The following is a 26834-nucleotide window of genomic DNA, read 5'->3' as shown; positions in this document are numbered from 1 at the left end:
TCGATTTCGAGACTTATACTAGAAGTAGAACGATTTTAAAACGGTATAACTCTTGAAAGGGGTCGCTTATGGGACTATTAGTTAAAGGGAAATGGTACGACAAATGGGATTACAATAATGACGAAGGCGAATTTATTCGGGAGGAGTCACAATTTAGAAACTGGATTACAAAGGACGGTAGCGCAGGTCCGACTGGAGAAGCTGGATTTAAAGCAGAACCAGGTCGTTATCACTTATATGTTTCACTCGCTTGTCCATGGGCTAGTCGCGCATTAATCATGCGCAGTCTAAAAGGACTAGAAGACATGATTTCAATTTCTGTTGTCAATACGTTGATGGGAGAAAATGGATGGACATTTGAGGAAGAAGAAGGTGTCATCCAAGATCCGGTTATCCATGCAGATTATCTGTATCAGATTTATACACATGTTGAACCTGAATACAGTGGTCGCGTAACTGTACCTGTATTATACGATTTAAAACAAAATAAAATCGTCAATAACGAATCCGCAGATATCATGCGCATGTTGAATTCAGCTTTCGACGAAGTGGGTGCAAATGATAAAGACTTTCTTCCAGAAAACAAAATGACAGAGATTGATGAAATCAACGAAAAAGTTTATGGCACAATCAACAACGGTGTCTACAAAGCTGGCTTCGCCACAACTCAAGAGGTTTATGAAAAAGAAGTCACAACATTATTTGATGCCTTAGATGATATTGAAGAACGACTAGAACATAGCCGCTACCTAGTAGGAGACGAAATCACGGAAGCAGACTGGCGTTTATTTACGACTTTGATCCGTTTCGATAGTGCTTATCACGGTCACTTCAAATGTAACATCAAAAGAATCGTAGACTATAAAAACTTATGGCGTTACACAAGAGAATTGTACAATGAACCTGGTGTAAAAGAGACGGTCAACTTTGACCATATCAAAAAGCACTATTACCGTAGTCATAAACAAATCAATCCAAATGGCATTGTACCAAAAGGACCAGAACTGGACTTCAGTTTAGACAAATAAGATACTAATCAAAAAGCTGTCTTTCTTCGGAAAGATAGCTTTTTGCGTTATACTGCTGACGAGAATAAAACAGAGAAAGAGATGATAATGATGATTAAAACGGTCTTATTTGATATGAACGAAACGTTATTAAACCTAAATTTACTGAAAGAGAAATTCGACCAGCACTTTGACGGAGACTTTGCGATGGCTTACTGGTTCAAAACGGTTCTTCATTCCTCAACGGTACTAGGTGGACTGAACGAGTATGAAGACTTCAGTAAATTAACAAAAGCAGCTCTTGAAAGTCTGTTTATGGAAAATGGTAAAGAGCTAACAGAAGATATTAAAAACGATATCCTCGATGCATTTCAAGAACTACCGGCCTATGATGATGTAGAAGAAGCGTTGAAGTTGCTAAAAGATAACGAATTAACTGTTATTGCCGTCACGAATTCATCAGAAGAGATGGTCGAGAAGCAATTAACCAATGCTGGAATTATTAACCAAGTAGATCATTACTACTCAGTAGACGCTGTGAAACGATATAAACCCTATAAAGAAATTTATAATTATGTATTGAATGAACAAGCTTTAGTTGCGCAAGAAACAGTGATGGTAGCGACTCATGACTGGGATCTGTTTGGTGCTAAAAAAGCCGGACTCAAAACAGCTTATATCAAACGAAAAGATACGCAATTCAATCCTTATTACCCAGATCCTGACTTTTCAAACGATAACCTCGTGAAGCTTGTAGAAGAAATTCTTCAGAACCAAAAATAGTCAATAGAAATACTTTATTCAAACAAAGTAAAATAAAAAGCATCCAAAATCTATCATTTAGATGCTTTTTATTTTTGGAAAAATGACTTTTAAAAGAAAGAAAACAACGTTGCAAAGATGTAAGTAACTACCAGCACTGTAAAGATAAAAGACATTATTTGCGTATAACGTGTATATACATTCCAGTTTTTTCTGAATCCATTTAAATGACTGACCAACAGTGAGCTGACGATTAGCAGCGTAATGAAATCTCCTCTTGGGATACCAACAAAGATATAACCAGAAAATATTACAATATTTAAAAATGTTAGAAAATAGGGGTTTTTAAACATTAAAACATACCTCTTTTCTTTCAGTTATTAGCTAGTCTGCGGAGAATATTTGTAGTAACAATTTCCGTCTTTAAAAACACCAAAAGGATCTTGAGAATAAGCAGGAATTTCACCGTACAAAACAAATCCTTCCGATTGATAAAGAGCATTTGCGGGTCCTTCTTTTTCTGTGTCTAATAGCAGTAAAGTTCTCTTTTCCTTTTCAGCTACTTTTAAGACGTGTTGCAAAATGGTTCTGGCAACACCTTTCCGTTGTGCTTTTGGATGGGTCATCAACTTAGCGATTTCGGCGCGATGAGGAGCATTTTCTTTGTCGCTCATCTGTAATTGAACCGTGCCTACGATTTCTTCGTCTAATAAAGCAACGAACAATCGAACATGCTCTGATAGTACACCGTTCCAGTATTTAATAGCCGTCTCTTCGCTCATTGGGTGTAGAAAGTTCATCGCCGCGCCAGAAGCTACGACTTCTTGAAACAAGTCCACTAATTCTGCTTGTTCAGTTGTGATGTTTGTAATCTCTTTAATCGTTATCATAATATCCTCCTCTTCCCACTATAGATTATAAACTAAAATACGGTCAAAAAAATAATTAGAGGAAAATTTTCTGATACAAATGTTATTATACTTAATAAGGAAGTCCGTAACGTAAATATGAACGAGTAGAAAGGAGAGAAAACAATGAAAAATTATAACAAACTTGTAAGAGACAATATTCCTCAAATTCTTGAAAACAATGGACAAATAGGCCATTTTAAAGTCTTGAACGAGAATGAATATAGGTTGAAACTTAGGCAAAAACTAAAAGAAGAAGTAAATGAATATCTGTTAGCTGAAAATGATGATTCATGTATTGAGGAACTTTCAGATATTATAGAAGTGATTCATAGTTTGGCAGGTGTACATAAGCAATCAGTAGAAAGTCTAGAAAAAAGGCGGTTAGAAAAGCTAACAGAGCGTGGTGGATTCAAAAACAGAATTATGCTGATTGCTACTGAATAAATACAAAGGGGCACATGAAATGTATATCAAAAACATCACATTTCCAGATCATGAAGTAGAAAGTTTGTACTTCATTTGCAAAGTAAAAAGGAAAGTCTATTCCTCCTATTATCCTTTTCAAGTGCTAGCGAAAAGAGGATTGGAGCGTTTAGACTTTGAGCCGATTACGATTCTTTACGGTGGAAACGGCTCAGGGAAAACGACTGCCTTGAATATCATTGCAGAAAAGATAGAAGCAGAAAGAGATGCACTTTACAATAAATCTTCTTTTTTTCCAAAGTACTTAGAATTTTGTGAAACTGAGGAGACTTTTGAGCAGCCTGATTTCAAGAGAATCATTACAAGTGATGACGTTTTTGATTTTATTCTGACGCTTCGTTCTGTGAATGAAGCAGTAGATGAAAAAAGATCGGAAATGTTTGAAGAGTATTTAGATATCAAACGTGCTAACTTTCAACTCCGTTCACTGGAGGACTACGATCAGTTAAAGAAAATGAATGAAGCGAGAAGAAAGACGCAATCAAAATACATTCGAGATAATTTAATGAAAAACGTACGAGAACAATCAAATGGTGAAAGTGCCTTTCGATATTTTATAGAAAAAATTGAAGAGAACGGACTTTATCTTCTAGATGAACCAGAGAATAGTTTGTCACCTACGAAGCAGTTAGAATTAAAACAATATATTGAAGATGCCGCACGCTTCTTTAACTGCCAATTTATTATTTCAACGCATTCTCCATTTTTTCTCGCGATGAATCATGCTAAAATTTATGATTTAGATCAAGATCCAGTTGAAACAAGAAAATGGACAGAGTTGGAGCAAGTAAGGGTCTATCGGTCTTTTTTTAAGAAACATGAGGATGCATTCAAAGAAAATGATTAACGCTTATAAGAAGAGCTTAAGAATCATTGCGATTCTTAAGCTCTTCTAAAAAAGATTGAGCTACACTGGACAACGGATGATCTTTCTTCCAAATTACACTCAACGATGAATAAAGATTAGGATATAAGGGAATAAACTTTAAAGTAGAAGAATCTTGTAAAATGCCTTCTAAGCATAGTGCGCTGCCAATTTCTGCTTCCACCATAAGCGAAGCGTTGTATAAGAGGTTATAATTACCTACGATACTAAGATAATCATTATTCCCACCAAGCCATTCAGTAATCTGATCATCAACTAGAGATTGACGAGAAACGAATAAAGGATGATCAATCAAATCATCTGAAAGAATCTTCTTCTTTTGAGAAAGTGCATGGAGTTTATGGATTAATAGACCCCATCGATCTTTCTCAGGCAAAACGATAGAATGATATAACCGTTTGTCGGTTGGATTAATGACGATTCCAAAATCCAGTACACCGTTATTTAATTTATCCATAACATCATCTGCGTTACCGCTATAGAAATGTAGCTTAATCGCTGGATGGTTTTGTAAGAGCTTTTTTAGGGTATGAGCTATAAGTTTCATTACTCTTGTTTCTCCAGCTCCAATATATAGATCTCCAGTAAGTTCTTTTCCTTGTTTTAAATTGCTAGTTGTTTTGTCGACTAAAGAAAGGATATTTTTCCCTTGGTTATACAAAAAAATTCCATCATCAGTAAGTTTGATTTCACGATTTCCTCTTTCAAAAAGAACGACCCCCAGCTCGTTTTCCAGTCCTTTTAATTGTTTAGATAAAGTTGGTTGAGACAAATGTAAACTCTTCGCAGCTTTACTAATATTTTTTTCTCTCGCCACGGCCATAAAGTAACTCAAGACGCGAAACTCCATTATATAATCCTCCTACTTTTCTATAACTATTCATCTAATTCTGTTTAGTATAACTAAATGCTATATCTATCTATTGTATATAAGTATTATACATATTTTAAAATGTAGGATACACTGAAGATAACTTATTGGAAAAGGAGACCTACAAATGGACTCATTATTAAAACAAGTATCAGGTAAGGAAATAAGAGTAAATCATGCGCTTTTTAGGACAATTGATAGAATACAGGATGAAAATCAAAAACACGTTATGGAACTCAATACACACCATCGCTCGAAAGAAAGTACAAATAGATTACTCGGGAAAATAATGGGTAAAGAAATAGATGAGTCGGTAACAGTATTACTCCCATTCTATACAGATTTTGGAAAACATATTAAATTAGGTAAAAATGTTTTTATCAATCAGAATGCAACATTTGTGGATTTAGGTGGAATTACAATAGAAGATGATGTGCTGATTGGTTCGAGAGTAAATTTATTGACTGTTAATCATATAAAAGATCCTAATCATCGCAGAGGCATTATTACATCCCCTATAAAAATAGAGAGAAACGTTTGGATAGGTGCTGCAGCAACCATTTTACCGGGTATAACGATTGGGGAGAATGCAATCATTGCTGCTAATGCAACAGTTACCAAAGATGTTCCGGCGAATACAACTGTGGGTGGTACTCCAGCTAAAATAATTAAATAGATGACATGCCTACTTGCCTTAAAGGCAACTTTAAGGTGTAAAGTATAAACGTACTTTAGAATTTTAAGGAGGTAGCCAGCTTGTTAAAACAATATCTCGTTATATTATTAACAACAAAAAATTCACCTGGGAGCAGTAAACTGAAGAGATTGTGCGAAAATTATAATCAGAACATGTATAAGAATACTATTCAATTATCTTACATTGAGTTGGAAGATCAAAATGTCTATGAACTTATTGAATCAGATATCGTACTTGCGGATTACTTTTTGATTGAATCAATCGACTATATTAAGCGTAGGATAAGTAAACATGCGATTTTAGATTTCGTTAACATTGGTAGTTTGAGCTTGCAAGACGAAGAGCTGCTCGAAGACCAATTAGAGTCTATTATCAATTTAGATAAGGAACAAAAGAAACGATTGAACCAGAAAGATTGGACACTGGAAGAATATATACTAACAAGAACTTTGTGGAATAAATATTAATTATGACTAGCAAGATAATGTGTCTAACAATGAAATGATTCTTCAATACAACAGTAATAGGCAAATAACAACCAAAGTCTTTCTTTTTGCTTTAGTAGTGGGAACTTGATAGTCTTGGAGTTGATTAAATAAAACCTGTTATAGGAGTGGAAAGATGAATCAGGAACAATTGGACGTCATAGTGATTGGCGCTGGACTAGCTGGCCTATCCGCTGCTAGATCTTTAAAAGAAAAAGGATTATCGTATAAACTTCTTGAAGCAACTGATCGAGCTGGGGGAAAAGTACAGTCGAAAGTCTCAGAAGATCGCTCAAGTTACGTTGAACTGGGTGCTCAGTTTGTTAATGATGATATGACTGAGATGGTTCAGCTAATCAAAGAATCGGGTATGAAACTAGACGATACGTATATAGTAGAAGACGCTATTATTATCAATGAAACAAAAGATGAAGTCGGTCATATTGATTTTGATCATCACGCAAAATTATTGGAAGATCGTTCATTCAGAAAAAACCATACTTTATCTGAAGTCGTGGATGAGGCTATCGAAGATGAAGTTGAAGCGAAAGCAATGAAGAGTTTAGTGGCTTCGGAATTTACAGTAAGTAGCGATTACATTAATCCAAAAGCACTGAAGCGGTTAATTGGAAATATCACGCTGGAAGAAGATGAAGTGAAATATCAAGCTTCGGGTCCTTTGAGTCAGGTGATTGACCATCTAGTAGATATATCAAAGGCGAATCTTTTGTTTGAAGAGCCTGTCAAAGAAATTAGCGAAGTGGAAGATGGCTATGCTGTCTTATCGAAAACAGGACAGACCTTTAAAACAAAAGCTGTGATTGTCGCTGTTCCACCTACTGTAGCACGTCGTATTCAGTTTAGTGAAAGACTTAAAGAGAAATTTCAGCCTGCACTGAATAGTTTTATAGATGGGGCAGTTATCAAGTTAACCTTTACCTATGAAGAGCCCTTCTGGCGTGAAATCACAATCAATGGTGAAAAGAAGAAGTTGTTTGGGGTTTTGTTTGGAGAAGAAGAAGGCGTCAATGTAATGGAATCTTCTAAGAAACTAGGAGAAAATCGCTTGACCATGTTTGTTGGTGGCGATAAAGCGATTGAACTTACGCGCGTATCACATGATGAAAGAATAGAATTTGCAGTCAATCGTTTAGCGCAAGTTTTGGGCGAGCGTGTCGAGGATTACAAGTCGATAGAAGAGAAAGTATGGGTGGATTCGCCTTACTATGGTGGAGGTTATGGTGGTATCACGCATTATGGAGGAGCTCTCGATGCAAAACATACACTGAAAGAACCCTACCAAAACATCGTATTTGCCAGTACCGAATTAGCCCCAGCGTTTCCTCAATTTATGGAAGGCGCTGTTCTATCAGGAAAATATGCAGTTAGACAATTACTAAAAGAGCTTATTGAGTAAAAAATATAATAGAAGAACCCGAGTTGTGTAAATACACGCAACTCGGGTTCTTCTATTATAAATCCGATTTATCTGAAAATCGCTTTGATTTCGAAGTAGTCTTCAACGCCGTAAAGGCCGTTTTCTCGACCGAAACCAGACTGTTTGTAACCACCAAATGGTGCTTTAGGTGAGCGTTCTGCGTCGTTAATTGCGATGTTACCTGTACGCAACTGACGAGCGACTTTAACAGCTTCTTCTTCGGGTCCAACAACTCCACCGGATAATCCGTAGATAGAATCGTTAGCAAGCTCGATCGCTTCCTCAACGGAATCATAGGTAATCACAACGAGTACAGGTCCAAAGATTTCTTCTTGGGCTATTGTCATATCGTTGGTAACATTAACGAAGACCGTGGGTTCAACGTAATACCCTTTACGGTCCATTTTGTTGCCACCAATTAGGACTTCTGCGCCTTCTTTTTTACCTTTTTCGATATAATCCAATACCGTTTCCATTTGACCTTCTGAAACTAATGGCCCAACGATGGTATCCTCTTCTGCTGGATCTCCAATTTTGATGTCCTTATAGTAGTCTTTGATGACTTCTTTTGTACGTTCAAGTTCATCTTTAGGTACAAAAAGTCGTGTTAATGCAGAACACGTTTGACCTTGGTTATGCAGTACAGTGTCCGCTGCATTTTTAACAGCCAATTCAAGGTCTCCACCTTTAAGATAAACCATAGGAGACTTACCGCCTAGTTCGAGGACCAATTTTTTGATATTGGTTTTAGCTTTTTCATACAAGCTTGATCCGACTTTAGTTGACCCAGTGAACGAGATCACAGAAACGTCAGGGTGACCTGTAAGGTAATCGCCTGTTTCACTCCCGTTTCCTGTGATCAAGTTGAATACACCTTTAGGGAAACCAACCTCATGCGCGATATCTGCTAGAAGTAAAGCCGTCATTGGCGTTAAGTTTGGTGGCTTAACAACTACCGTATTTCCTGCAAGCAAGGCAGGAGTAATTTTTCTTTGAATTTGATTTAGTGGATAATTCCATGGTGTAATACAAGCAACGACACCAAAACCTTCTTTGATGACAGTGGCATTGTCTACATCTTCTTCAAAATCATAATTTCTGATTTCTTCAATAGTTGCTGACATTTCTGCGACAGCTAAACCAACTTGAGTGCTATCAGCAAAGACATGAGAAGTACCTAATTCTTTGATCATAATATCCATAAGATCTTGTTTACGTTCTTTTATACCATTCAACAATTTTTCTACATAATCTGCTCTAACATCAGGATTCGTCTGATTCCATTCTTTGAACGCGAATTTAGCTGAAGCAACAGCCAAATCAACGTCCTTCTGGTTAGCGTTAACGACTTTTCCAATCGTTTCTTCAGTTGTTGGGTTGATAACTTCTGTATAATCGGTTGATTGGGCTTTTTGCCAATCTCCATTATAATAAAGGGTTTGTTCTTTCACTTAAAATCAGCTCCTTAGTACTATTATGTAAAAAGTTGTCTAAAAAACCAACCGAAAGACCTTGTGAAATTAAATTGTTTACATGGAACTAGGATAGAATACTAAACGAGCGTGCTAAAAAAGGCCTAGTGAGTATGTTCACTAGGCCTTCTCGATTAAATAAGATTATTCTTCTACATATGCGGGTAAATCTTCTATAGAATCGATATCCATATAAGCAGGGACAATGTAACCAACTTGAGTACCATGAAGGTTAACACCCAAGTCATCCAATTGACCGGCATACTCTTTGATTAAAGGCGCTTGAGTCGTTGGTAACCAGACAGCGACCGTTGCATCTGTTTCTCCAGCAGCGAGAGCCTTGAACATGATCGCGGGATCAACATTAGTCGTCGTAACCTTGTAACCTAATTCTTCTAGGACAGCTTCGACAACATGACTGGAAGCGCGCTCTGTATCCCAAGGGAAAGAGACAAGATTAAAAGACTCTCCATCTACATGATCGATGCCTTCAGTCCAGCTTTCCACCATGTCTCGATTCTCTTCAATCCAAGTTTCAGATGCTTCCTCAAATTCTACGTCGATAGCGTCGACCATAACAGCCTGCATATCTTCAACGGTCCAGTTGAAGTTTTCCAGAAAAGCATAAGCTTCTGGTTTGTCTTCTTTTAAACCAAGGCGTGCCATCGTATGGATATCCTCGGCATCTCCAAGAACATTTTTTGGATCTTCTAAGAACTTGATGTCATAAGTTTCAAATATAAAATGTGGTGCCCACCCCGTAATAATTACAGGCTCCTTGCGTTTCGTAGCCTGATCTAATGCAATAAGCATACCTGCAGTTGAGCTTTCATGAATTTCCCAGCCCTCTAAGTTATCGTATGCTGCTAGTGCTTTTCGAGATGTTTCAGCGATACCGGATCCAGGTTCCATTCCAGTAATCGTAAAGTCCATTTGTTCTCCAAGATTCATTTCTTCTCGGGGTTTTCTATCTCCACAGGCAGCCATAAGTAAGGAAAGAGCCGTAAGAGAGAGAAACCTGAATGATGCTTTTTTCATCGTTTCCTCCAGTGAGTTGTGCTTCGTTAAACTAAGGATGTTGAATCCTCAGGAAAGTCGCTTTTTTATCGTACATCTGATAAGTGGTTACACAGATTTTACTAGCCTATCATAAATAATTACCCACATCAAAATATATTCTATGAATTTTAGTTAGAGTGAGGAGTTTCTCATACAAGTATAAAAAAACTTTGGATTTTAGAACGCTAAACTGTTCTAAGCCAATTGTTTACTGTATTCTTATAATCGAGGTGGAACAATATGAAATTGATGATCAGAAAAAGAAGTATCGGAAATGTTCCAATACTTGAAGTTGTAGAAAGAGAGAAAAGAAACCAATTACGGCCATTAATCATTTATTACCATGGATGGCAGTCATCCAAAGAATTGGTCCTAACGCAAGGACGTAAATTAGCAGAAGCGGGGTTTAGAGTATTATTGCCGGACGCAGCAAATCATGGAGAGCGGAAACAGCCTATCATTCAAGTGCCTTCGTTGACTTTCTGGCAGAGTATTCAAGCGAATCTCTTTGAGTTTGGATCTCTGATTAATCATTTCAAAAAACTAGGATTAGCGGATGATCGAATTGGGGTAGGTGGTGTTTCTATGGGGGGGATTACGACTTGTGCATTGATGACGAATCATCCAGAAATTAAAACAGCTGCTTGTGTAATGGGTTCTCCCAAACCCGTTCATTATCGAGAACGAATTTATGAGTATGCTACTGAAGCAGGTAGATATGTTCCAGAAGACTATAAAAATTTGTTAGCATGGATTCCGTTTTATGATCTGTCTTTAAGACCCGAAACGTTAGCCGGTAGACCAATGTTGTTTTGGCACGGAATAGAAGATAAAGTCGTACCGTATAGCGATGCGGCAGAATTTGTTGCGGAGAATCCAGATGCAAATCTGACGTTTGTAAATGAAGATGAAAAACATCTTGTCAAAGTGACTACAATGGAAATGATCACAGCGTTTTTTGTAGATGAAATGAGCTTAAGTAACTGATCAATTTAATGGATTGGTTATAAGAGGAAATCCTTTTTCTAATAAATCTACTCCTGGTTCTTACGTGAGTCTAATCCATTCCCTATGAATGATCCTTCATTTGATGGTATACTAAAAGTAAGTAAAAAGAGAGGTTGTTTAAAAGAATGAGATTAAGTGTATTGGACCAAGCACCAATTACAGGTGGGAAAATGCCACAAAACGCGCTAGAGTATGCTGTAGAACTTGCACAAGTTGCGGAAGAACTAGGCTATGACCGTATGTGGCTTGCAGAACACCATGGAAGTGATGCATTTGCAAGTTCAGCACCAGAAATCATCACGGCTTATATCGCAGCTAAAACAAATCGCATCCGCTTAGGTACTGGTGGCACGATGATTATGCATTATTCACCTTTAAAAATGGCAGAAGTATTTAAAACCTTGAGCGCACTTGCACCAGGTAGAATTGATTTCGGAGTAGGCCGTGCGCCAGGTGGGGATCAGCGATCCATTTACGCTTTATCTCAAGGAAATAATCCGAATTTTGATCATTTATATGAAAAACTGGATACAACGTTGACGTTAATGAAAGACGAAGTACCAGAAGAGTTATTATATAAGCATACGATTGCGACGCCTCAAAAGGTTGTATTGCCAGAGTCATGGTTACTGGGATCTAGTGGGAACAGTGCGATTGAAGCAGGACGTAGAGGTATGGGGTATTCATTTGCTCAATTCTTTATGCTGGGATCTATGCGTAAAGAAATCTTTGAGTTATATAGATATCACTTCAAACCTTCCGCTTTTATGGAAAAACCTGAAATCAATGTAGCCTATCTAGTGACGGTAGCTGAAACAAAAGAAGAAGCAGAATATCAGGCAAAACCTCAAGATATTGCGCGCATTCATTTAGCTCAAGGTAGAATGGAACAGTTGATGTCACCTGAAGAAGCGAAAGATTATCAATTGTCTGAAGAAGAAAAAGTTGGGATTCAAACGAATCGTCAGATTCATCTGGTCGGAACAGCAAAAGAAGTAGCAGATAAGTTACGTCAGGATGCAGAAGAATATGGATTCCAAGAAGCAATGATCTGCAGTATTGCGCATTCTCAAGAACAAAGATTAAATGCGTACCGATTGTTAGCTAAGGAAATGCTTTAAAAGAATTAGAGCTGAAAAAGGAAGGAGACGTATTCAAGTCTCCTTCCTTTTTTCTATTTTCAAAATACGTAAAAAAACTGAAGCAGTAAGATTACTGCTTCAGTCAAAATTGATTGTTTTATGGACGGTTGTTAAATCCGTCATTTTTTTCGTCTTCAACATCAACGTTTCCATCTGTGTTGATGTCAACATCTTCTTTACGAACAGTTTCAGATACTTGTTTAGTATCTTCTTTTGTTTCTTTGTTGATGACGACTTCGTCTGTAACGACAGGATGTTTAGTGACTTCGATTTGTTCTTCTGTAACTGGGATTGAAATGTCTTCGTTATCATCTAAAGTGTTTTCTGCAGGTTTACCATCTGTTACAGCATGTTTTTCAACAGTAACTTCTTCATGTTTAACGGGAACTTCAATCGTTTTTGTATCTTCCGTTACGTTTTTCTGAACATGTACTTCGCCAGTTTGTACTTCGTTTGTATCTACATCTACTTGCTCTTCTTGAAGTTGAATTTTTTCTTTACTTGAGTCAGTACTTGTAGCATCCACTTCAGGTGTGCGATCTACTGAATTCAGAGCTGCTTCATTTGTTGTGTCGAGCGTTGGATCTACGGTAGGGTCTATTGCTGGGTCAGTTGTTGATCCAACGATAACATCTGAGCTATCCATAGTTGGATCTACGGTAGTATCTCCAACTGGTTCAAGAGAAGCTTCATCTGATACTCTATCCACATCTGAATTTTCTTCTACTAAAACAACGATTCGGCCATTATTGATTTCATCAGTGTAACGGTTCAATACATCGTTTTCAGAGTCTGTCGTATTGTTTGAAGAATCATTTGTTTCACCGGTGAACACATCTTTTACTTTGTCCATGAAAGATTCATCTTCAGTATCACTTTTACCATATACTTTAGAATGAACATTTGTTGATAAGTTACTGTTTGTAGTACCATTAGATACTAAAGTAATATCACTACTATCATATCCTTGAGCAATCAGTGAATCTACCGCGGTATTTGCTTCTTCTGCTGTTACGTAAGTTCCTTGAACATATTTAGTCATGATTTGTTTCCTCCTATTAATTTTATATAGATATATGATTAATTTGAGTACGCCATCAGTATATGAACTAGGCTGAATAGATTCAAATAAAACGCTTGTTGATTGATCTCTATTATAAATTATATGGAAATCGTCAGTGATTAGCGGCCAGAATGGTTAGGATCATCTACAGAAGAGTCTCTTGAAGCTTTGCCTGGTTCAACAGATATATGATCTTGACTCGGAGTTCCATGATCAGGACGAGTATCTGCCTTAGGGTTATTACTCGTTCCACTATTATGAGCGGGATCTGTTGGATCAATATCCGGATGATCCGCAGGAGTAATGGAATGATTTGGAGAAGTATGTTCATCTTCATCCACAACGATATCCGCGCCTTGATTGACTGTGTCAACGACTGGAGCATCTGATGAATTTGTTGAATTTGTTTTGTTAGAAGTTTCGCGAACCACATTGTCATTTTCTTCTACTAGTAAAATTAAACGTCCATTATTAAGTTCAGTTTCATAATTACTTAGCATTTTCTGGTCAGCATCGTCTGTATGCTTTTCATCTGAACTAGAAAAGACGTCTTTGATTTTATCCATTATGGATTCTTCTTTCTCTCCATCTCCGTATACGCTAACAGGAATGTCTGTGTCTAATCCATCTTTAGTGTCATGACTAGCAACGATTGTCATATCCTTTTTATCGTATCCTTGTGTAAGCAAAGTGTCGACTGTTTTTTCTAATTCTTGTACGGTTAAATAGACTCCTTCGATAAAATGACTCATTTGTAATTCCTCCTATTGATAGTTGCAATATTTGGTTATATGGCAAGTATAAGGAGCATAGAGATTTTATACAAACTATATGCCTTCTATTGAATGTTTGTTATTTTTATTACATTTTTAGGACATTTAATAGAAATAATTTTAATATTAATTCAACAAACTGAGTAGAGACGGAGGATAGTTAAGGAATAGTAATCATTGAAAAGCGCTATCAGATTTGCTATTCTAGAAATAATGAAAGTGGGGAGGGAAGAAGAATGGCTTCGATAAGATTGCGCACTGTGGCTTTGAATCGTTAATTAAATAACAATTCAAGGTCCTGTTTTTTACGACAGATACAAGGGAGCAGTCTGCACATTTTTCTTCCATCTGGAAAATATAGTTACTTTGAAGAGGTAGTGAGCTATCTCTTTTTTGTGTACATTGATGTAAGGGATCAGACCTCCCTCTGTAGTATAGAACACGACTTTAAAAAAGGAGTGTTTATCTATGGAAAAATTAGTTTTAGAAATGAAAGATGTAATGAAAAGTTACAACAGCAGAGAGGTGGTTTCGATTAATCACCTCACCGTATATGAGAATGAGAAGATTGGAATAATTGGGAGAAATGGTCAGGGAAAAAGTACTTTAGTCAAAATGATTGCTGGAGAAATAGAACAAGACAGTGGAAAAATTGAGAAATCTATTGAGTTCCAGTACTTTGCCCAAATAGAAAAAGGAACGAGAATCGATTTTGAAATGACGGATCCTGAGTTACTTGGCAAGTTAAACATACCTACTCATTCCTCGGATTTTTACAGCGGAGGAGAAGTATCTCGTTTGAAGTTAGTAAATTTATTCTCTCGTTATACTGGCGGACTCTTACTGGATGAACCGACGACTCATTTAGATACAAAAGGAAGAAGATTCTTGATAGAAGAACTTCAATACTTTTATGGAACAGCATTGATTGTTAGCCACGATAGAGCCTTTCTAGATGCTACGGTTACATCGATATGGGAAGTAGAGTCAGGAAAAGTAACAGTCTATAAAGGAAATTTTAGCCAATATGAAGTTCAAAAAGAAGCGGAATTAGAAGAACAGAAACAAAAGCATAATCTTTACGTAAAAGAAAAAAATCGATTAGAGCGTACAGTAGATAAAAAGCAAAGACAAGCAACCAAGTTGAACCAAGTTAGTGAAAAGCAGAAAAATAGACGAATCAAACCTAGTCGTTTGTCTTCCTCAAAGCAAAAAGATACTGTTCAGAAGTCAGCCCATAAAACGGTAAAAGCAATCAATAGTAGAATCGAAAAATTAGAGGAAGTTGAGAAGCCGAGTGCTTACCGAGCTTTGCAATTTCCAGTATTAGAAAATTTGAAAATGTATAATCGGTTTCCAATTAGAGGAGAAGCGGTAACGATAGTCAAAGGGAATCAGGTTTTATTAGAAAAGATCAATTTTCAATTTCCTCTAGGTAAAAGAATTGGGATTACAGGAAATAATGGATCTGGCAAAACAAGTTTGATTCAGTATATCTTGGCAAATGGTTCTGGAATTGTCATGTCTCCAAAAGCTGAAATATCTACGTACAATCAGATGGACTATTATCTAGAGAAACAGGAAACTCTTTTCCAGTATCTATCAAAAGATTCAGATTATTCAGAAGCGCTCGTAAGAGCTATTGCCCATAACCTAGGCTTTCTAGATAATCAGTTGCAACAACCTGTCCAGTCGTTAAGTGGAGGAGAAGCAACAAAATTGGTTCTTGCCAAAATGTTTTCGATTTCTAGTAATATTTTGATACTAGATGAACCAACAAATTTTATTGATCTTGAAACGATAGAAGCGCTAGAGAAATTGATGATTGCTTATCCTGGAACAATTGTTTTCACTAGTCACGATCAACGATTTATGGATCATATGGCCGATCAGATTTGGAAGATCGAAAACAGAAAACTGAATCTTGAGGTCGTAAATAAAAGGGGAGAGTAATTTGCAGACAATTATAACAATCCAACATACTGAATCTGTTCATCACACAAATGGGATGATTGGATCATGGACAGATTGGGACTTAACAGAAAAAGGAAAGACTGAAGCGAAAACTATCGCAGATGCTTTAACTAAAGAAATAGATCTGACGGGATTTGATTTATATTCTTCGGACTTGAAAAGAGCAATCCAAACAGCGGCCCCCCTAGCAGAAATTCTAGAGATTACAATACAAAAGGAAAAACGATTAAGAGAACGGAATTTAGGAGAAGCTTGTGGAAAATCTGTTAAGTGGCTAAAAGACAATATCATTAAGCATGAAGAATCCGTGGAAGATAAGCTCTTTCCATCAGCGGAGTCTAAGCGAGACTCATGGGAGCGACTGTCACCCTTTTATAACGAGCTTATTGAAAAAGGGGATGCACTTATTGTTGCGCATGGAGATATTCTGACACAGTTTCACTCTATGTTCTTAGGATACGAAGTAGAGCATTTGGATCAGTTGACGTTTTCTGGGAAAACAGGTGGCGTTTCTCAAATCACAATCATGGATTCAGGGAAAGTTGTCATCAACAAGATCAACGACGGAAGCTATAAAAAGAATTGAGCAATAAGACAGAGAGTGAAGCATACACTTTCTGTCTTTTTCTTATTTTATGTTGATAGTAAAGTGTCCTCATTCTGTCAAATTATTAAAAAAACTTTTAAGTTTGTCGATTAACGATAATTATCTGTTGTTATTCAGTTATATGAATGATATAGTTTTCAGTAAATCACTAAAGAAAGAAGATGAATCATGAAAATCAGGACGATCGTATTAAAAATTACGTTAGGAATTTTGGCTTTAGGAACGATTGGATTTAACTTTCTCGTCTTACCCTGGGTTACGAATTTACTTCAGTTCACTCTGCCACACATGACGATTTTACACCCATTGACACAAGGAGCTTTAATCATTACAGGCGTTTGCTTTTTGTTCATGCTAGCTCAATCTTTCAAATTGATCGTACATATAGATGAAAACGAAGCGTTTTCCGTGAGCACCATTAGCTGCTTGAAGAACATAAGAAATGCGGCCTCTATTATGACAGGAATTTACTTATTGCTACTGCCAATCGTGTATTTAGTAGCGGATCGAGACGATGCACCGGGACTCATTCTAGTAGGACTGTTCTTTTTATTTTTTTCTGCGGTTATTGTAGCGTTTGCGGATGTCTTGAATATTCTGTTTTCGAATGCAAGAGCGTACAAACTAGAAAATGACTTAACGATATGAGGAGAATATAATGGGAATTATCGTAAACTTAGATGTAGTATTAGCAAAAAGAAAAATGTCCGTTACAGAGCTTTCAGAAAAAGTAGGTATCACCATGGCGAATATCTCGAACTTAAAAAATGGAAAAGCAAAAGCTATCCGTTTTTCTACTCTGGAAAAGCTCTGTGAAGTATTAGAATGCCAGCCAGGAGATATACTTGAATATGGACTGACGAGTATCAAATAAAGCACAAGTAACAGGTATCTATGTCTTTAATTTAATTTGATTCTGTAAAAAATCAGCGGACAAGATATAGGAATAGTATAAAGAATATAAAAGAATACAGAAAGTACAAAAGAACGTACACGCAAGTTCACTGGGAACTGTGTGGACGTTCTTTTAAATAATCAATTAAAGTCCGTTTGTCAGATCGTGGTCTTCGTCGACGGGGACACTTCCGGGAGCATCGTCATCATCTCCAACTGGAACATCACCTGGTGTGGGGTTATCACGCATCGTGTCTGAGTTTGTACCTGTAGTTAGATTAGAATTCGGGTTAGGGTCTTCTGCCGGACTATCCGCCTCATCGTTCGTAGTCCCAGTTTTCTGATCGTTATCAATACTTGGATCCTCTTTTACTAACGCAACAAGCTGACCCTGTTCAATGTCTTCCTTGTATGAAGCTAAAGCTTCGTGAGATGTGTCTGTTGAAATATTGATGTCCAAATCTGCAGAAAGCTCCGACTTTTTGGATTCACTTGTTACAAAAGTGATATCCTCTCTTGAATAGCCACGAGTCACCATGGCATTTGTAGCTTGAACCGCTTCTTTCATAGAGGCGTAACTGTCTTCTACAAAATGAGTCATAATATATTCCTCCTAAAATTTACATTTGCTTCTAGTATTATGGTCGATGAAATAGATCGTTATTATCAATATGAATGTCTTGGTCTTGATCTTTCTTGAAGCCGTCAGTTGTTTGAGGGATAGGGTTAATATCCGGATCTTCTATCGAACTGTGGTTATCGTACCCACTCGTTGGATCCGTTGTAGGGTCTCGGTCTACATCAGAATTGAGTTCTGCCAAAACGATGGTGTTGCCTTGTTCAATGTCTGTTTCGTAATCTGTTAACAAATCAGATACTTTTTTCCCTTCTGAATGATCGTAATCAGATTGAGGTGTTAAGGTATCTTTGATTTTTTCCATCGTTGACTGCTCTGCATCATTCTCATCTTGCATCAGTAAGTCTTTGGTCGTCACTTTGACTTCTGTTTTTGAAGAAAGTTCTTCTTTTTTGGAATCATGGGTAACAAGTAATAAATCTTCCTTTGCATAGCCTTGAGTATAAAGCGCAATTACCGCTTTAAGAGCGTCGTCAATTGTTGCATAACTACCATCAATAAATTTATCCATTGAATAAAGTTCCCCCTTTATATAAGAAACAAAAATTTTAAAATAACCGTTTAATCGTTTGTCAATTTTTTAGGGCTGCCTAGATTACTGTAGAGGTCGACCGGCACCGATATCATGATCGTCGATTTTGACGGTATCACTTGAAGAATCTTGATCATCTTCTGCTGAAACGTGCTCTGAGTCGCTATTACCGATATCATCTGTTGAAGAAGCCGTAGAGTCTAAATCTGGGTCTGGTGCATTATCTTTAACTGAGCGGTTCGGTTCATCAGTATGGTCTCCAGCGACTAAGTCATCATTAAGACTGGAATCTTCGTCGTAAAGTAAAACCAGTTGCCCTGAATCAATTTTATCTTTGTGGTCACTTAATAGCTCTTTGTAAGAAGTAGATTCGTAATCTTCAATATTTACCGCAACTTCTTCTGAATGATTTTCTTTGAGCGTTGAAGTGTTACCCACTAAAACCATTTCTTCTTTTGAATATCCGTCTGTAACGAGCCCGTTGATTGCTATGATCGCTTCTTTTATTGATGAATATGTTCCGTCTACATATTTGCTCATTAAAAATTCCTCCTTAAAGCTATATAATGCTTCTTTGATTTCCAGTATATAAACCATAAAAAGGATTTACAATTCATATGCACTCAATAAAGTGTTGGAGTAACTATATTTTATAAGTCTTTGAATTGTGTAAAATAAACACACCCAAAGTGTAGCAAAGCAAATGTTCTATACGTTATACTGACGTAGAGGTGAAAAAATGAACTGGACAATTGCACTCGTGGATGATGAAAAAATTCAGCAAGATTTAATCAAAAAATTACTGGCAGAGTACGAAGCTATGCATTCTCTGCAATTGAATATTTCGACTTTTGAATCGGCAGAAGCTTTTTTGTTTCACTTCGAAGAAGACAAGTCAGTGGAATTATTGATTTTAGATATTGAAATGGGCAAAATGAATGGAATGGAACTAGCACACTATTTAAGAAATCAACGGCATGATCTTAAAATTTTATTCGTTACGGGATACTCTGAATATTCATTGGATGGATACAAAGTAGATGCAGTAGATTACTTATTGAAACCAATTGACAGAGAAAAACTATTTCAAGTGCTCGACCGAATAAAAGCGCTACGACCTAAAAAAAATGAGTTTTTAATTGTTGAGACGACGGATGGTTCTATTCGAATCAATCAGAGAGAGTTGATTAGTCTGGAAGCGTTAGGACATGAAACGAATATCCAGACTGTTGAGGAACCGATTGAAATCAAACAAGGGCTGGGTACGATTCAAGCAGAACTTCCAAAAGAAATTTTTGTAAAAACTCATCGTTCTTACCTAATCAACATAGAACATGTGAAAAAAATCAGTAAAACAGAAGTCTATTTGACAAATGGCGTAACGGTTCCAATCTCCAGACGGTTATATAAGAAAGTAAATGAATCATTCATCCGATACTTCAAAGGAAGTGAGTAGTTAAATGTGGTATTACATATTGGGTAGTATAGTACTGTTGACCGTAATCACTTATAGTATTCGTTATGTTGTACGAAACTATTACGAAAAGAAAATTGTTGAAACGAACGCAGCTATCATTCATTCGCACGTCGAAGAGGTTGAAAGTATTTATAGACAGATGCGAGGCTGGCGACATGACTACAAAAATCATATTCAGGCAATGAAAGCTTATCTTGAAATGAACCAAATTGACCAGATTAAAGGGTACTTAAACGAGTTAGATGAAGACCTAATGTCGGTCGATACTTTGATCAAGTCTGGAAATGTCACTGTTGATGCTGTCTTGAACAGTAAACTAACACTTGCACAGTCCAAAGAAATTGTATTGAATGCGAAAGCTCAAGTACCTAAGTCAATTCAAATATTAGATGTTGATTTAGGGGTTGTTTTAGGAAATTTACTGAACAACGCCGTAGAAGGGTGTCTAACAGTTGATAATCCACAAGACCGATTTATCCGAGTGTATATTCAAGTCATGAAAGAACAACTATATATCAGTGTGACCAATTCGATGAACAGACAAGTCAGAAAAATTGGCAAACAGTATATCACAACTAAATCCGGTAAAGATCACGGATTTGGATTACTTAGAATTGATAATACAGTCGAAAAATACGGTGGATATATTAACCGTCAGTCAGAAGAAGGCGTGTTTGCAACGGAAGTGATGCTTCCGTTGTAAACACTTCTTTTTTATAGAACCACTCATGAGAAAAAATGAACCACTCGTGAAAGAAATAACCAGACGCGATTTTTTTCAGTAAGATGAAATAGAGGTGAAGGATATGACAGAAAATAACAGCAAACAGTCTACTATTCAAAATATTGGATACTTACTTAAGCGCATAGCGAGCTATGATAAAAAACTGATTATGTACATGATTGTTGCAGGTATCGCAGAAATGATTTTACCCTTAGCGACATTAGGACTAACGGCTGTATTGCTTGATACATTTAGCCGCGGGCAAAGCTTACCATATTTACTAAGTAGATTTGCAATACTATTAGTCGTTATTTTAGGGAGCACCGTTCTATCAAAATGCTTTATCAATCTATTAAATAACAAAGGGAACGATTTCAGAGTCTCACTATTTATTGAATTGGGTACGAAGCTGACGAAAGTAGATTATAGTTTGTTTGATGGGAGCAAAGGACAAGAAACGATTAATAAAGGGTTAGATTCAGTAATGAATCCATATTACGGCATCCAGCGTTTCTTTATGGTAGGAGAATCATTCGTGAAAAACGTTTTGGGGTTGATTCTATATGGAACAATTTTAGGAAGTATTCATTTCGCATTTGTTATCGTTATACTAATTTCCTCAATCGCGAATTTTTTATACGGATTATATGTGAACATAAAAGAAGATCAATACAAAGAAAAACTTGCACCATTAAATCAGAAATTACGCTATTTTAATGATAAATCGACCGAGTTCAAAGCGACAAAAGATATGCGCTTATACAAAATGAGTCACTGGTTCGGTCATGTATTTAAAGTCGTTATAGAGGAAAAACAACTAAACTTGTTCAAACTAGATAGAATAAAGTTCAGTGGGGATATTATAAGTGCAATAGGCAGTCTAATCGTGGACTTGAGTGCATATATTTATCTTATTAATTTGCTAAGCGATGGACAGATTGGGATAGCGGAATTCACGATTTATTTTGGATCCATTGCTACTTTATCTCAATGGGTCAATGGGGTATTCAGAAGTGCTGTTGAGTTCCATAAAGTAGGATTAGCTGTAGAGGACTTCAATCGTTTAATGCATATCAAAAGTAAACTAAATCATGGGGAAGGATTAGATAGTTCAACTGAAATCGGTAAACAGTTATCGATAGAGTTTCGAAACCTATTTTATCGTTACTCGGAAGCAGACGAAGATACCTTTAAAAATTTCAACCTAAAAATTGCCTCTGGAGAAAAGGTAGCATTAGTAGGCATTAATGGAGCAGGAAAAACAACATTAGTTAAATTGTTAAGTGGTCTTTACTTGCCAGACCAAGGAGAGATCTGGATTAATGATCGTAAAATGACTGATTATGAAATTGAAGAATACTATCGCTTGTTTTCAGTTGTTTTCCAGGATTATTTTGAATTGCCATTAACATTGGAGGAAACAATCTTACAAGGTCAGACAAAGGATCCAAGAAGATTAGAAGAAGTTATGCGCCTCAGCGGAATGGATCAAGTCATTCAGGGACTAAAAGACAAAGAGAAGTCTAAACTTGTTAAAAGAATTCACGAAGATGCAGTCGATCTTTCAGGTGGACAAAAGCAAAAGCTTCAACTAGCAAAGGCATTGTACAAAGATGGGCCAATACTGATACTAGATGAGCCAACGGCGGCACTAGATCCAATAGCAGAAAACGAAATTTATAAACAATACGAAGCATTATCAAATGGGAAAACTTCTATTTTTATTTCCCATCGACTGTCTTCCACTCGTTTTTGCGACAGAATTCTATTTATGGAAAATGGGGAGATTGTTGAAGAAGGTTCTCATAGTCAGCTGATGAAGCAAAGAGGTAAGTATTTTGAAATGTTTGAAACACAAAGCCACTATTACAAAAAGAAGGTAGGGGAAGTCAGTCATGAAGCGATATAATAAAAGGATAGAAATGATTTTAAAAGGATTCAAAGAAGTTTATACTATTGAACCCAGAATGCCTTATATTATGGTTATAGATGGTCTAATGACGGCGATTTTCCCTTTTATTTCTTTGATTTTTACAGCAATCGTATTAAACCAGCTAATAAAGGGTGCTTCTTTTGAATCACTCATACCAACGATTAGTTTAGCTTTAGCTACTGGATTTATCATATCCTTGATTTCAAGCGGTATGATGCACTACAAAGATTCTGTACGTAAGATTGCTTTGGATAAAAAAAGTATGAGAATCAATCAGGAAAGTATTTTTATGGATTATGAGTATATAGAAAATCAAAAGGTACATGATTTACGTAGTCACTTGGAGTTAGCAGAAATGACTGGTGGGAGAGGTTTGTATGCATTATTCTTTGTGGAAGACTTAGTTCAACAATTTGTAACACTACTAACTTCAATGGTGTTACTTATAAGCTTGTTTCTTACCCAAGTTGATAACGACAGTCCCTATGCATTCATAGATAGTCCTATAATAGTTTTATTTCTATTGATTATGTTTGTTGCTTATTATATGTATAGCTCTAAACTTTACCAAGATATAATGGCTGCTTTTTCTAAATATATGAAAGACGTAGAAAAAGGGAATAACATGTTTGGATTTATCTATGGTCAACTTCTAAATTATCAGTCTGGGAAAGAAATTAGGCTGTACCATCAGCAGCAATTGTACGAGAAAACCTTTAAAGAAATGGGTATTGCTGTAGATGAGTCGACTACCTTTATGGGGAAAAGTGAAAATAAAAATACGATCATTTTACAATCGCTCATTCATCTACTCTTAGGTTTAGGATTTTTATTTGTTGGAATAAAAGTTTTAGGAGGCGCTATTCAACCAGGGGCAATTGTCATTTATTTAGGTGCAATATCCAATTTCATTAATGGCTTTTCAGAATTTTCTTCGAACATATCTAGAGTATTAGGGAATAGTGAATTGCTAGAAAAATATTTTGAATTTATGAACCTAAAAGATGTTAAACCAGTTGGAACATTGCCTGTCGAAAAAAGAGTTGATAATGAATATGAACTAGAAGTAAGAGACGTTTCGTTCAAATATCCAGGAACGAAGGAGTACGCGCTGAAAAATGTGAGCCTTAAGTTGTCGATTGGAAAGAAAGTCGCCATTGTTGGAATGAATGGAAGTGGAAAGACGACTTTAATTAAGTTGCTTTCTAGATTATATGACCCCACAGAAGGGCAGATACTGTTAAATGGCATCGATATAAAAAAATACAATTATGATGAATATTTAGATCTTTTTTCGGTTGTCTTTCAGGATTTTTCTCTTTTCTCTTTCGACCTTGCTCAGAATGTTGCGGCAAGTACAGAGTACAATGAAAAGAATATACATGTCGCGCTTGAACAGGCAGGTTTCTCTGAGCGTTATGACAAATTTAAGAAGGGACTTAAAACTTCCTTATATCAAGATTTTGATAAAGAAGGTGTAGAAATTTCAGGTGGAGAAGCACAGAAAATCGCAATGGCAAGAGCTCTATATAAAGATGCACCTATTATCATCCTTGATGAACCAACAGCAGCACTAGATCCGATTTCTGAATTCAAGATATACGCCAATTTTAATGAAATCGTCGGGAACAAAACAGCTATTTATATTTCTCATAGGCTCTCTAGTTGTCGTTTCTGCGATGAAATTATTGTATTTGATAATGGAGAAATGATTCAAAGAGGCGCTCATGACCACCTTGTAAAAGATTTAAATGGAAAATACTACGAGCTCTGGAACGCTCAAGCACAATATTACGCTGAAGAAGAAGTTGAAGAATGGATACTAACCTAAAAAAAGGTGTCGGCTTTAAATAGCCAACACCTTTTTGATTGAATGGTTAATCTTCTTGATTGCGAACAGCACCTTTTAGTAATTCTGAAGATGCAGGAGGGTTATCAATCAGCTCACGAACTTTATCAAGATCTGGTTCAACATTCCAGGTCAGAATTCCGACAGGTTTGTCTTCTTTAAGGTAATAAACGACTTTTCCACCATCTACTTCATCAATGAGTAAATCTAATGATAAATCGAGTGTTCCAATTGCTTTCCAAGAAATATCAAAGATCATAGAATAGAAGTATGGAGTATGGTCATAAGGTTTATTAATGCCAGCCATAATTTTACCTACTGCAGTACCTGAATTTCTAGCATGGTCCACATGTTCGATACGCTGTCTTCCGAGAATCGGGTCAGGATAAGAAGCGATGTCACCTGCTGAATAGATATCGGGATCTGATGTGCGAAGGTACTCGTCAACGATTACGCCATCATCTATATCAAGGCCAGCATCTTTTGCTAAGTCCAGTACAGGGGTTACGCCTAATCCTAAAACAATAGAGTCTGCCTCTACAGTGTTTCCGTTATCTAAATGAAGAACCAGCTTGTCGCCTTCTTTTGTATATTTTTCTGCACGTGTCTTACTGATCATTTCGATACCATGATCTTTATAAGTCTGTTCATATTCTTTAGCAATCTCTTCTGGGAACCGGTTGTCGCCTAAAGTACTTTGTGGATAAATCAATGTGACTTTTGTATTATTTAGAGCTAGATTGGCAGCAAGTTCTGTACCAATATAACTACCACCCACAACGGCAACATGTTGATGATCTCCCGAAAGGCTACGTAGTTTAGTGTAGTCTTCAAATGATCTGAACGCAAAAACTTGATCATCTTCAGGGCCATCGATCATTTGAGGCTCGCCTCCAGTAACGAGTAGTAATTTTTTATATTTAAAGACATCACCATTATGCGTTGTCACGGTATGAGATTCTTTATCGATAGAAGTCACTTCTGTTTCAAGCATGAGTGTCGCTTGATGCTCTTCACGGACGTTGTAGAAAATTTGATCTGTTGTGAAAGTGTCGTCTGTCCATAATTTTTTAGATAACGCAGGACGCTCGTATGGTCTGTCAGAATCAGCAGAAATGATGCCGATTGTTCCAGCTTTGTCGACTTCACGAATTCCAGCTACAGCGTTCCCGGCTGCAATCCCACCACCGACGATTACATAATCAAAATAAATTTTTTCTTTTTCCATAAATGAATCTCTCCTTAGTTGATTGTAGCTACTGAACCAGCATCTACTCTATAATTTGAACCGTTAACGAACGAAGCTCTGTCTGAACATAAGAATGAAATTACTGCCGCAACTTCTTCGGCTTTACCGCGACGTTTCAATTCAAGATGCGGTCTTTCTTCGTCTAAGAAAGACTCCACGGCTTCGTCAAATGAAACACCCATTTTCTCTGAGCGTTTTTCCATCATTTCATCCGTCATTGGGGTTTCAATAAAGGCAGGAGATACGACATTTACAAGTAAGCCTTCTTTTGCATAAGAACGAGATAACCCCTTGGCAAAGGAAAGAACGCCAGCTTTTGCGGAGTCATAAGGTAATTCGTCTTTATAAGGTTGTACAGCATTTTCAGAAGCTAGGTAAACGATACGTCCCCAACCACCATTTCTCAGGTCAGGTAAAAATTCTCTCGTTACACGTACAGGTCCAAGCAAATCGACTTCAATGGTTTCTACCCATCCAGCATCGTCGATCTCGTGGAACAAACCTTGAACGCCAGAAGTCCCAGCATTTTGAACTAGAATATCAATCTCTCCAACGGCTTCTTTTATATAGTCGTGCAGTGCTTTTATACTATCAATCTCCGTAATATCTGCCGGATAAGCGTAGACAGTACCTAAATCTTTTAATTCTTCAGCGACTTTTTTTAGCTGATCTTCTTGTTTATCCGTCAAAATAACAATTGCCCCTTCGGACAGCAATTGTTTTGCTGTTGCTTTTCCGATACCTGAATCGGAACCCGTAACCAGTGCAATTTTACCTTTGATGCCTAAATCCATTAAGAACGCCTCCGTTTATAATATGCATTAAAAAGTTAAATAGGACTTGTTACTTTTCAGATTACTATTAAAAAAATAAAACTGCAATTAATCGGCTTGTACAGACA

The 26834-nt window shown here is 36.8% G+C and carries 28 protein-coding genes; 17 read left to right on the top strand and 11 right to left on the bottom strand.

Annotation, left to right across the window (positions count from 1 at the left end):
• The first annotated feature begins 68 nt into the window (after positions 1–68).
• Together LG377_RS11195 and LG377_RS11190 are read left to right on the top strand one after the other, a co-directional pair.
• The gene (locus LG377_RS11195) at positions 69–1028 is read left to right on the top strand and encodes a glutathione S-transferase family protein (protein ID WP_225744809.1); all 960 of its coding nucleotides are present in this window, start codon (positions 69–71) and stop codon (positions 1026–1028) included.
• An 87-nt stretch (positions 1029–1115) separates the two neighbouring features.
• On the top strand, positions 1116–1790 hold the full coding sequence (locus tag LG377_RS11190) for a haloacid dehalogenase type II (protein WP_225744808.1): 675 nt from the start codon (positions 1116–1118) through the stop codon (positions 1788–1790).
• Positions 1791–2149: 359 nt separating this feature from the next.
• Here the strand turns inward: LG377_RS11190 and LG377_RS11185 are convergent, their stop codons facing one another.
• On the bottom strand, positions 2150–2659 hold the full coding sequence (locus tag LG377_RS11185) for a GNAT family N-acetyltransferase (protein ID WP_225744807.1): 510 nt from the start codon (positions 2657–2659) through the stop codon (positions 2150–2152).
• A 144-nt stretch (positions 2660–2803) separates the two neighbouring features.
• On the opposite strand from LG377_RS11185, the gene LG377_RS11180 reads away from it, so the two are divergent.
• Complete coding sequence (locus LG377_RS11180; protein WP_225744806.1) at positions 2804–3124, top strand: nucleoside triphosphate pyrophosphohydrolase; 321 nt, start codon at positions 2804–2806, stop codon at positions 3122–3124.
• Positions 3125–3143: 19 nt separating this feature from the next.
• Positions 3144–4010 (top strand): AAA family ATPase, encoded by an 867-nt coding sequence (locus tag LG377_RS11175; RefSeq protein ID WP_225744805.1) that lies wholly within the window; start codon positions 3144–3146, stop codon positions 4008–4010.
• Positions 4011–4026: 16 nt separating this feature from the next.
• Here LG377_RS11175 and LG377_RS11170 read toward each other — a convergent pair whose 3' ends face one another.
• Positions 4027–4899 carry a LysR family transcriptional regulator gene (locus LG377_RS11170; protein ID WP_225744804.1) on the bottom strand — a complete coding sequence of 291 codons (873 nt, stop codon included), beginning with the start codon at positions 4897–4899 and terminating at the stop codon, positions 4027–4029.
• A 148-nt stretch (positions 4900–5047) separates the two neighbouring features.
• Here LG377_RS11170 and LG377_RS11165 point away from each other — a divergent pair, with 148 nt between their 5' ends.
• The 3 genes from LG377_RS11165 (at position 5048) to LG377_RS11155 (ending at position 7519) form a co-directional block, all read left to right on the top strand.
• On the top strand, positions 5048–5596 hold the full coding sequence (locus LG377_RS11165; protein ID WP_225744803.1) for a DapH/DapD/GlmU-related protein: 549 nt from the start codon (positions 5048–5050) through the stop codon (positions 5594–5596).
• 80 nt (positions 5597–5676) lie between these two features.
• On the top strand, positions 5677–6084 hold the full coding sequence (locus LG377_RS11160) for a hypothetical protein (protein ID WP_225744802.1): 408 nt from the start codon (positions 5677–5679) through the stop codon (positions 6082–6084).
• 154 nt (positions 6085–6238) lie between these two features.
• Positions 6239–7519, top strand: coding sequence for an NAD(P)/FAD-dependent oxidoreductase (locus LG377_RS11155; protein WP_225744801.1), 1281 nt, complete (start codon positions 6239–6241; stop codon positions 7517–7519).
• A gap of 68 nt (positions 7520–7587) precedes the next feature.
• Here the strand turns inward: LG377_RS11155 and LG377_RS11150 are convergent, their stop codons facing one another.
• Positions 7588–8991 carry an aldehyde dehydrogenase family protein gene (locus tag LG377_RS11150; protein ID WP_225744800.1) on the bottom strand — a complete coding sequence of 468 codons (1404 nt, stop codon included), beginning with the start codon at positions 8989–8991 and terminating at the stop codon, positions 7588–7590.
• A 165-nt stretch (positions 8992–9156) separates the two neighbouring features.
• Positions 9157–10050 carry a glycine betaine ABC transporter substrate-binding protein gene (locus LG377_RS11145; protein WP_225744799.1) on the bottom strand — a complete coding sequence of 298 codons (894 nt, stop codon included), beginning with the start codon at positions 10048–10050 and terminating at the stop codon, positions 9157–9159.
• 261 nt (positions 10051–10311) lie between these two features.
• Here LG377_RS11145 and LG377_RS11140 point away from each other — a divergent pair, with 261 nt between their 5' ends.
• Both LG377_RS11140 and LG377_RS11135 read left to right on the top strand, forming a co-directional pair.
• On the top strand, positions 10312–11058 hold the full coding sequence (locus tag LG377_RS11140; protein ID WP_225744798.1) for an alpha/beta fold hydrolase: 747 nt from the start codon (positions 10312–10314) through the stop codon (positions 11056–11058).
• Between the two features lie 146 nt (positions 11059–11204).
• The gene (locus LG377_RS11135; protein ID WP_225744797.1) at positions 11205–12200 is read left to right on the top strand and encodes an LLM class flavin-dependent oxidoreductase; all 996 of its coding nucleotides are present in this window, start codon (positions 11205–11207) and stop codon (positions 12198–12200) included.
• A 118-nt stretch (positions 12201–12318) separates the two neighbouring features.
• Here the strand turns inward: LG377_RS11135 and LG377_RS11130 are convergent, their stop codons facing one another.
• Together LG377_RS11130 and LG377_RS11125 are read right to left on the bottom strand one after the other, a co-directional pair.
• Positions 12319–13263, bottom strand: a complete 945-nt coding sequence (locus LG377_RS11130) for a YsnF/AvaK domain-containing protein (RefSeq protein WP_225744796.1) — start codon at positions 13261–13263, stop codon at positions 12319–12321.
• 140 nt (positions 13264–13403) lie between these two features.
• On the bottom strand, positions 13404–14036 hold the full coding sequence (locus LG377_RS11125) for a general stress protein (protein WP_225744795.1): 633 nt from the start codon (positions 14034–14036) through the stop codon (positions 13404–13406).
• 489 nt (positions 14037–14525) lie between these two features.
• Between LG377_RS11125 and abc-f the strand changes: the two genes are divergently transcribed.
• The 4 genes from abc-f to LG377_RS11105 all read left to right on the top strand — a co-directional run bounded on the left by abc-f (position 14526) and on the right by LG377_RS11105 (position 17512).
• A complete protein-coding gene (abc-f, locus tag LG377_RS11120) occupies positions 14526–16010 on the top strand; it encodes a ribosomal protection-like ABC-F family protein (RefSeq protein ID WP_225744794.1) in 1485 nt (494 codons plus the stop codon).
• Position 16011: 1 nt separating this feature from the next.
• A complete protein-coding gene (locus LG377_RS11115; RefSeq protein WP_225744793.1) occupies positions 16012–16617 on the top strand; it encodes a histidine phosphatase family protein in 606 nt (201 codons plus the stop codon).
• 189 nt (positions 16618–16806) lie between these two features.
• Entirely contained in the window at positions 16807–17286 is a 480-nt protein-coding gene (locus LG377_RS11110) for a DUF2975 domain-containing protein (RefSeq protein ID WP_225744792.1), read from the top strand.
• 10 nt (positions 17287–17296) lie between these two features.
• On the top strand, positions 17297–17512 hold the full coding sequence (locus LG377_RS11105; protein ID WP_208559065.1) for a helix-turn-helix transcriptional regulator: 216 nt from the start codon (positions 17297–17299) through the stop codon (positions 17510–17512).
• A 165-nt stretch (positions 17513–17677) separates the two neighbouring features.
• Here LG377_RS11105 and LG377_RS11100 read toward each other — a convergent pair whose 3' ends face one another.
• The 3 genes from LG377_RS11100 to LG377_RS11090 form a co-directional block, all read right to left on the bottom strand.
• Positions 17678–18133: a hypothetical protein gene (locus LG377_RS11100; protein WP_225744791.1), complete on the bottom strand. Its 456-nt coding sequence runs from the start codon at positions 18131–18133 to the stop codon at positions 17678–17680.
• A 37-nt stretch (positions 18134–18170) separates the two neighbouring features.
• Complete coding sequence (locus LG377_RS11095) at positions 18171–18680, bottom strand: general stress protein (RefSeq protein WP_225744790.1); 510 nt, start codon at positions 18678–18680, stop codon at positions 18171–18173.
• Positions 18681–18764: 84 nt separating this feature from the next.
• Positions 18765–19241: a hypothetical protein gene (locus LG377_RS11090; protein ID WP_225744789.1), complete on the bottom strand. Its 477-nt coding sequence runs from the start codon at positions 19239–19241 to the stop codon at positions 18765–18767.
• A gap of 199 nt (positions 19242–19440) precedes the next feature.
• Here LG377_RS11090 and LG377_RS11085 point away from each other — a divergent pair, with 199 nt between their 5' ends.
• The 4 genes from LG377_RS11085 (at position 19441) to LG377_RS11070 (ending at position 24666) form a co-directional block, all read left to right on the top strand.
• The gene (locus tag LG377_RS11085) at positions 19441–20157 is read left to right on the top strand and encodes a LytTR family DNA-binding domain-containing protein (protein WP_225744788.1); all 717 of its coding nucleotides are present in this window, start codon (positions 19441–19443) and stop codon (positions 20155–20157) included.
• A 19-nt stretch (positions 20158–20176) separates the two neighbouring features.
• Positions 20177–20881 carry a sensor histidine kinase gene (locus LG377_RS11080; RefSeq protein WP_225744787.1) on the top strand — a complete coding sequence of 235 codons (705 nt, stop codon included), beginning with the start codon at positions 20177–20179 and terminating at the stop codon, positions 20879–20881.
• 103 nt (positions 20882–20984) lie between these two features.
• Positions 20985–22811, top strand: a complete 1827-nt coding sequence (locus LG377_RS11075) for an ABC transporter ATP-binding protein (protein WP_225744786.1) — start codon at positions 20985–20987, stop codon at positions 22809–22811.
• Positions 22798–24666: an ABC transporter ATP-binding protein gene (locus tag LG377_RS11070; protein ID WP_225744785.1), complete on the top strand. Its 1869-nt coding sequence runs from the start codon at positions 22798–22800 to the stop codon at positions 24664–24666. The genes LG377_RS11075 and LG377_RS11070 overlap by 14 nt, the downstream gene beginning before the upstream one ends.
• Before the next feature lie 46 nt (positions 24667–24712).
• Here the strand turns inward: LG377_RS11070 and LG377_RS11065 are convergent, their stop codons facing one another.
• Together LG377_RS11065 and LG377_RS11060 are read right to left on the bottom strand one after the other, a co-directional pair.
• Positions 24713–25912 carry an NAD(P)/FAD-dependent oxidoreductase gene (locus tag LG377_RS11065; protein WP_225744784.1) on the bottom strand — a complete coding sequence of 400 codons (1200 nt, stop codon included), beginning with the start codon at positions 25910–25912 and terminating at the stop codon, positions 24713–24715.
• Between the two features lie 14 nt (positions 25913–25926).
• A complete protein-coding gene (locus LG377_RS11060) occupies positions 25927–26727 on the bottom strand; it encodes an SDR family NAD(P)-dependent oxidoreductase (RefSeq protein ID WP_225744783.1) in 801 nt (266 codons plus the stop codon).
• Positions 26728–26834 lie beyond the last annotated feature (107 nt).

It is taken from the genome of Marinilactibacillus sp. Marseille-P9653, assembly GCF_916618885.1.
Taxonomy (GTDB): Bacteria; Bacillota; Bacilli; order Lactobacillales; family Carnobacteriaceae_A; genus Marinilactibacillus.
This window is presented reverse-complemented; position numbering and strand designations above follow the sequence as displayed.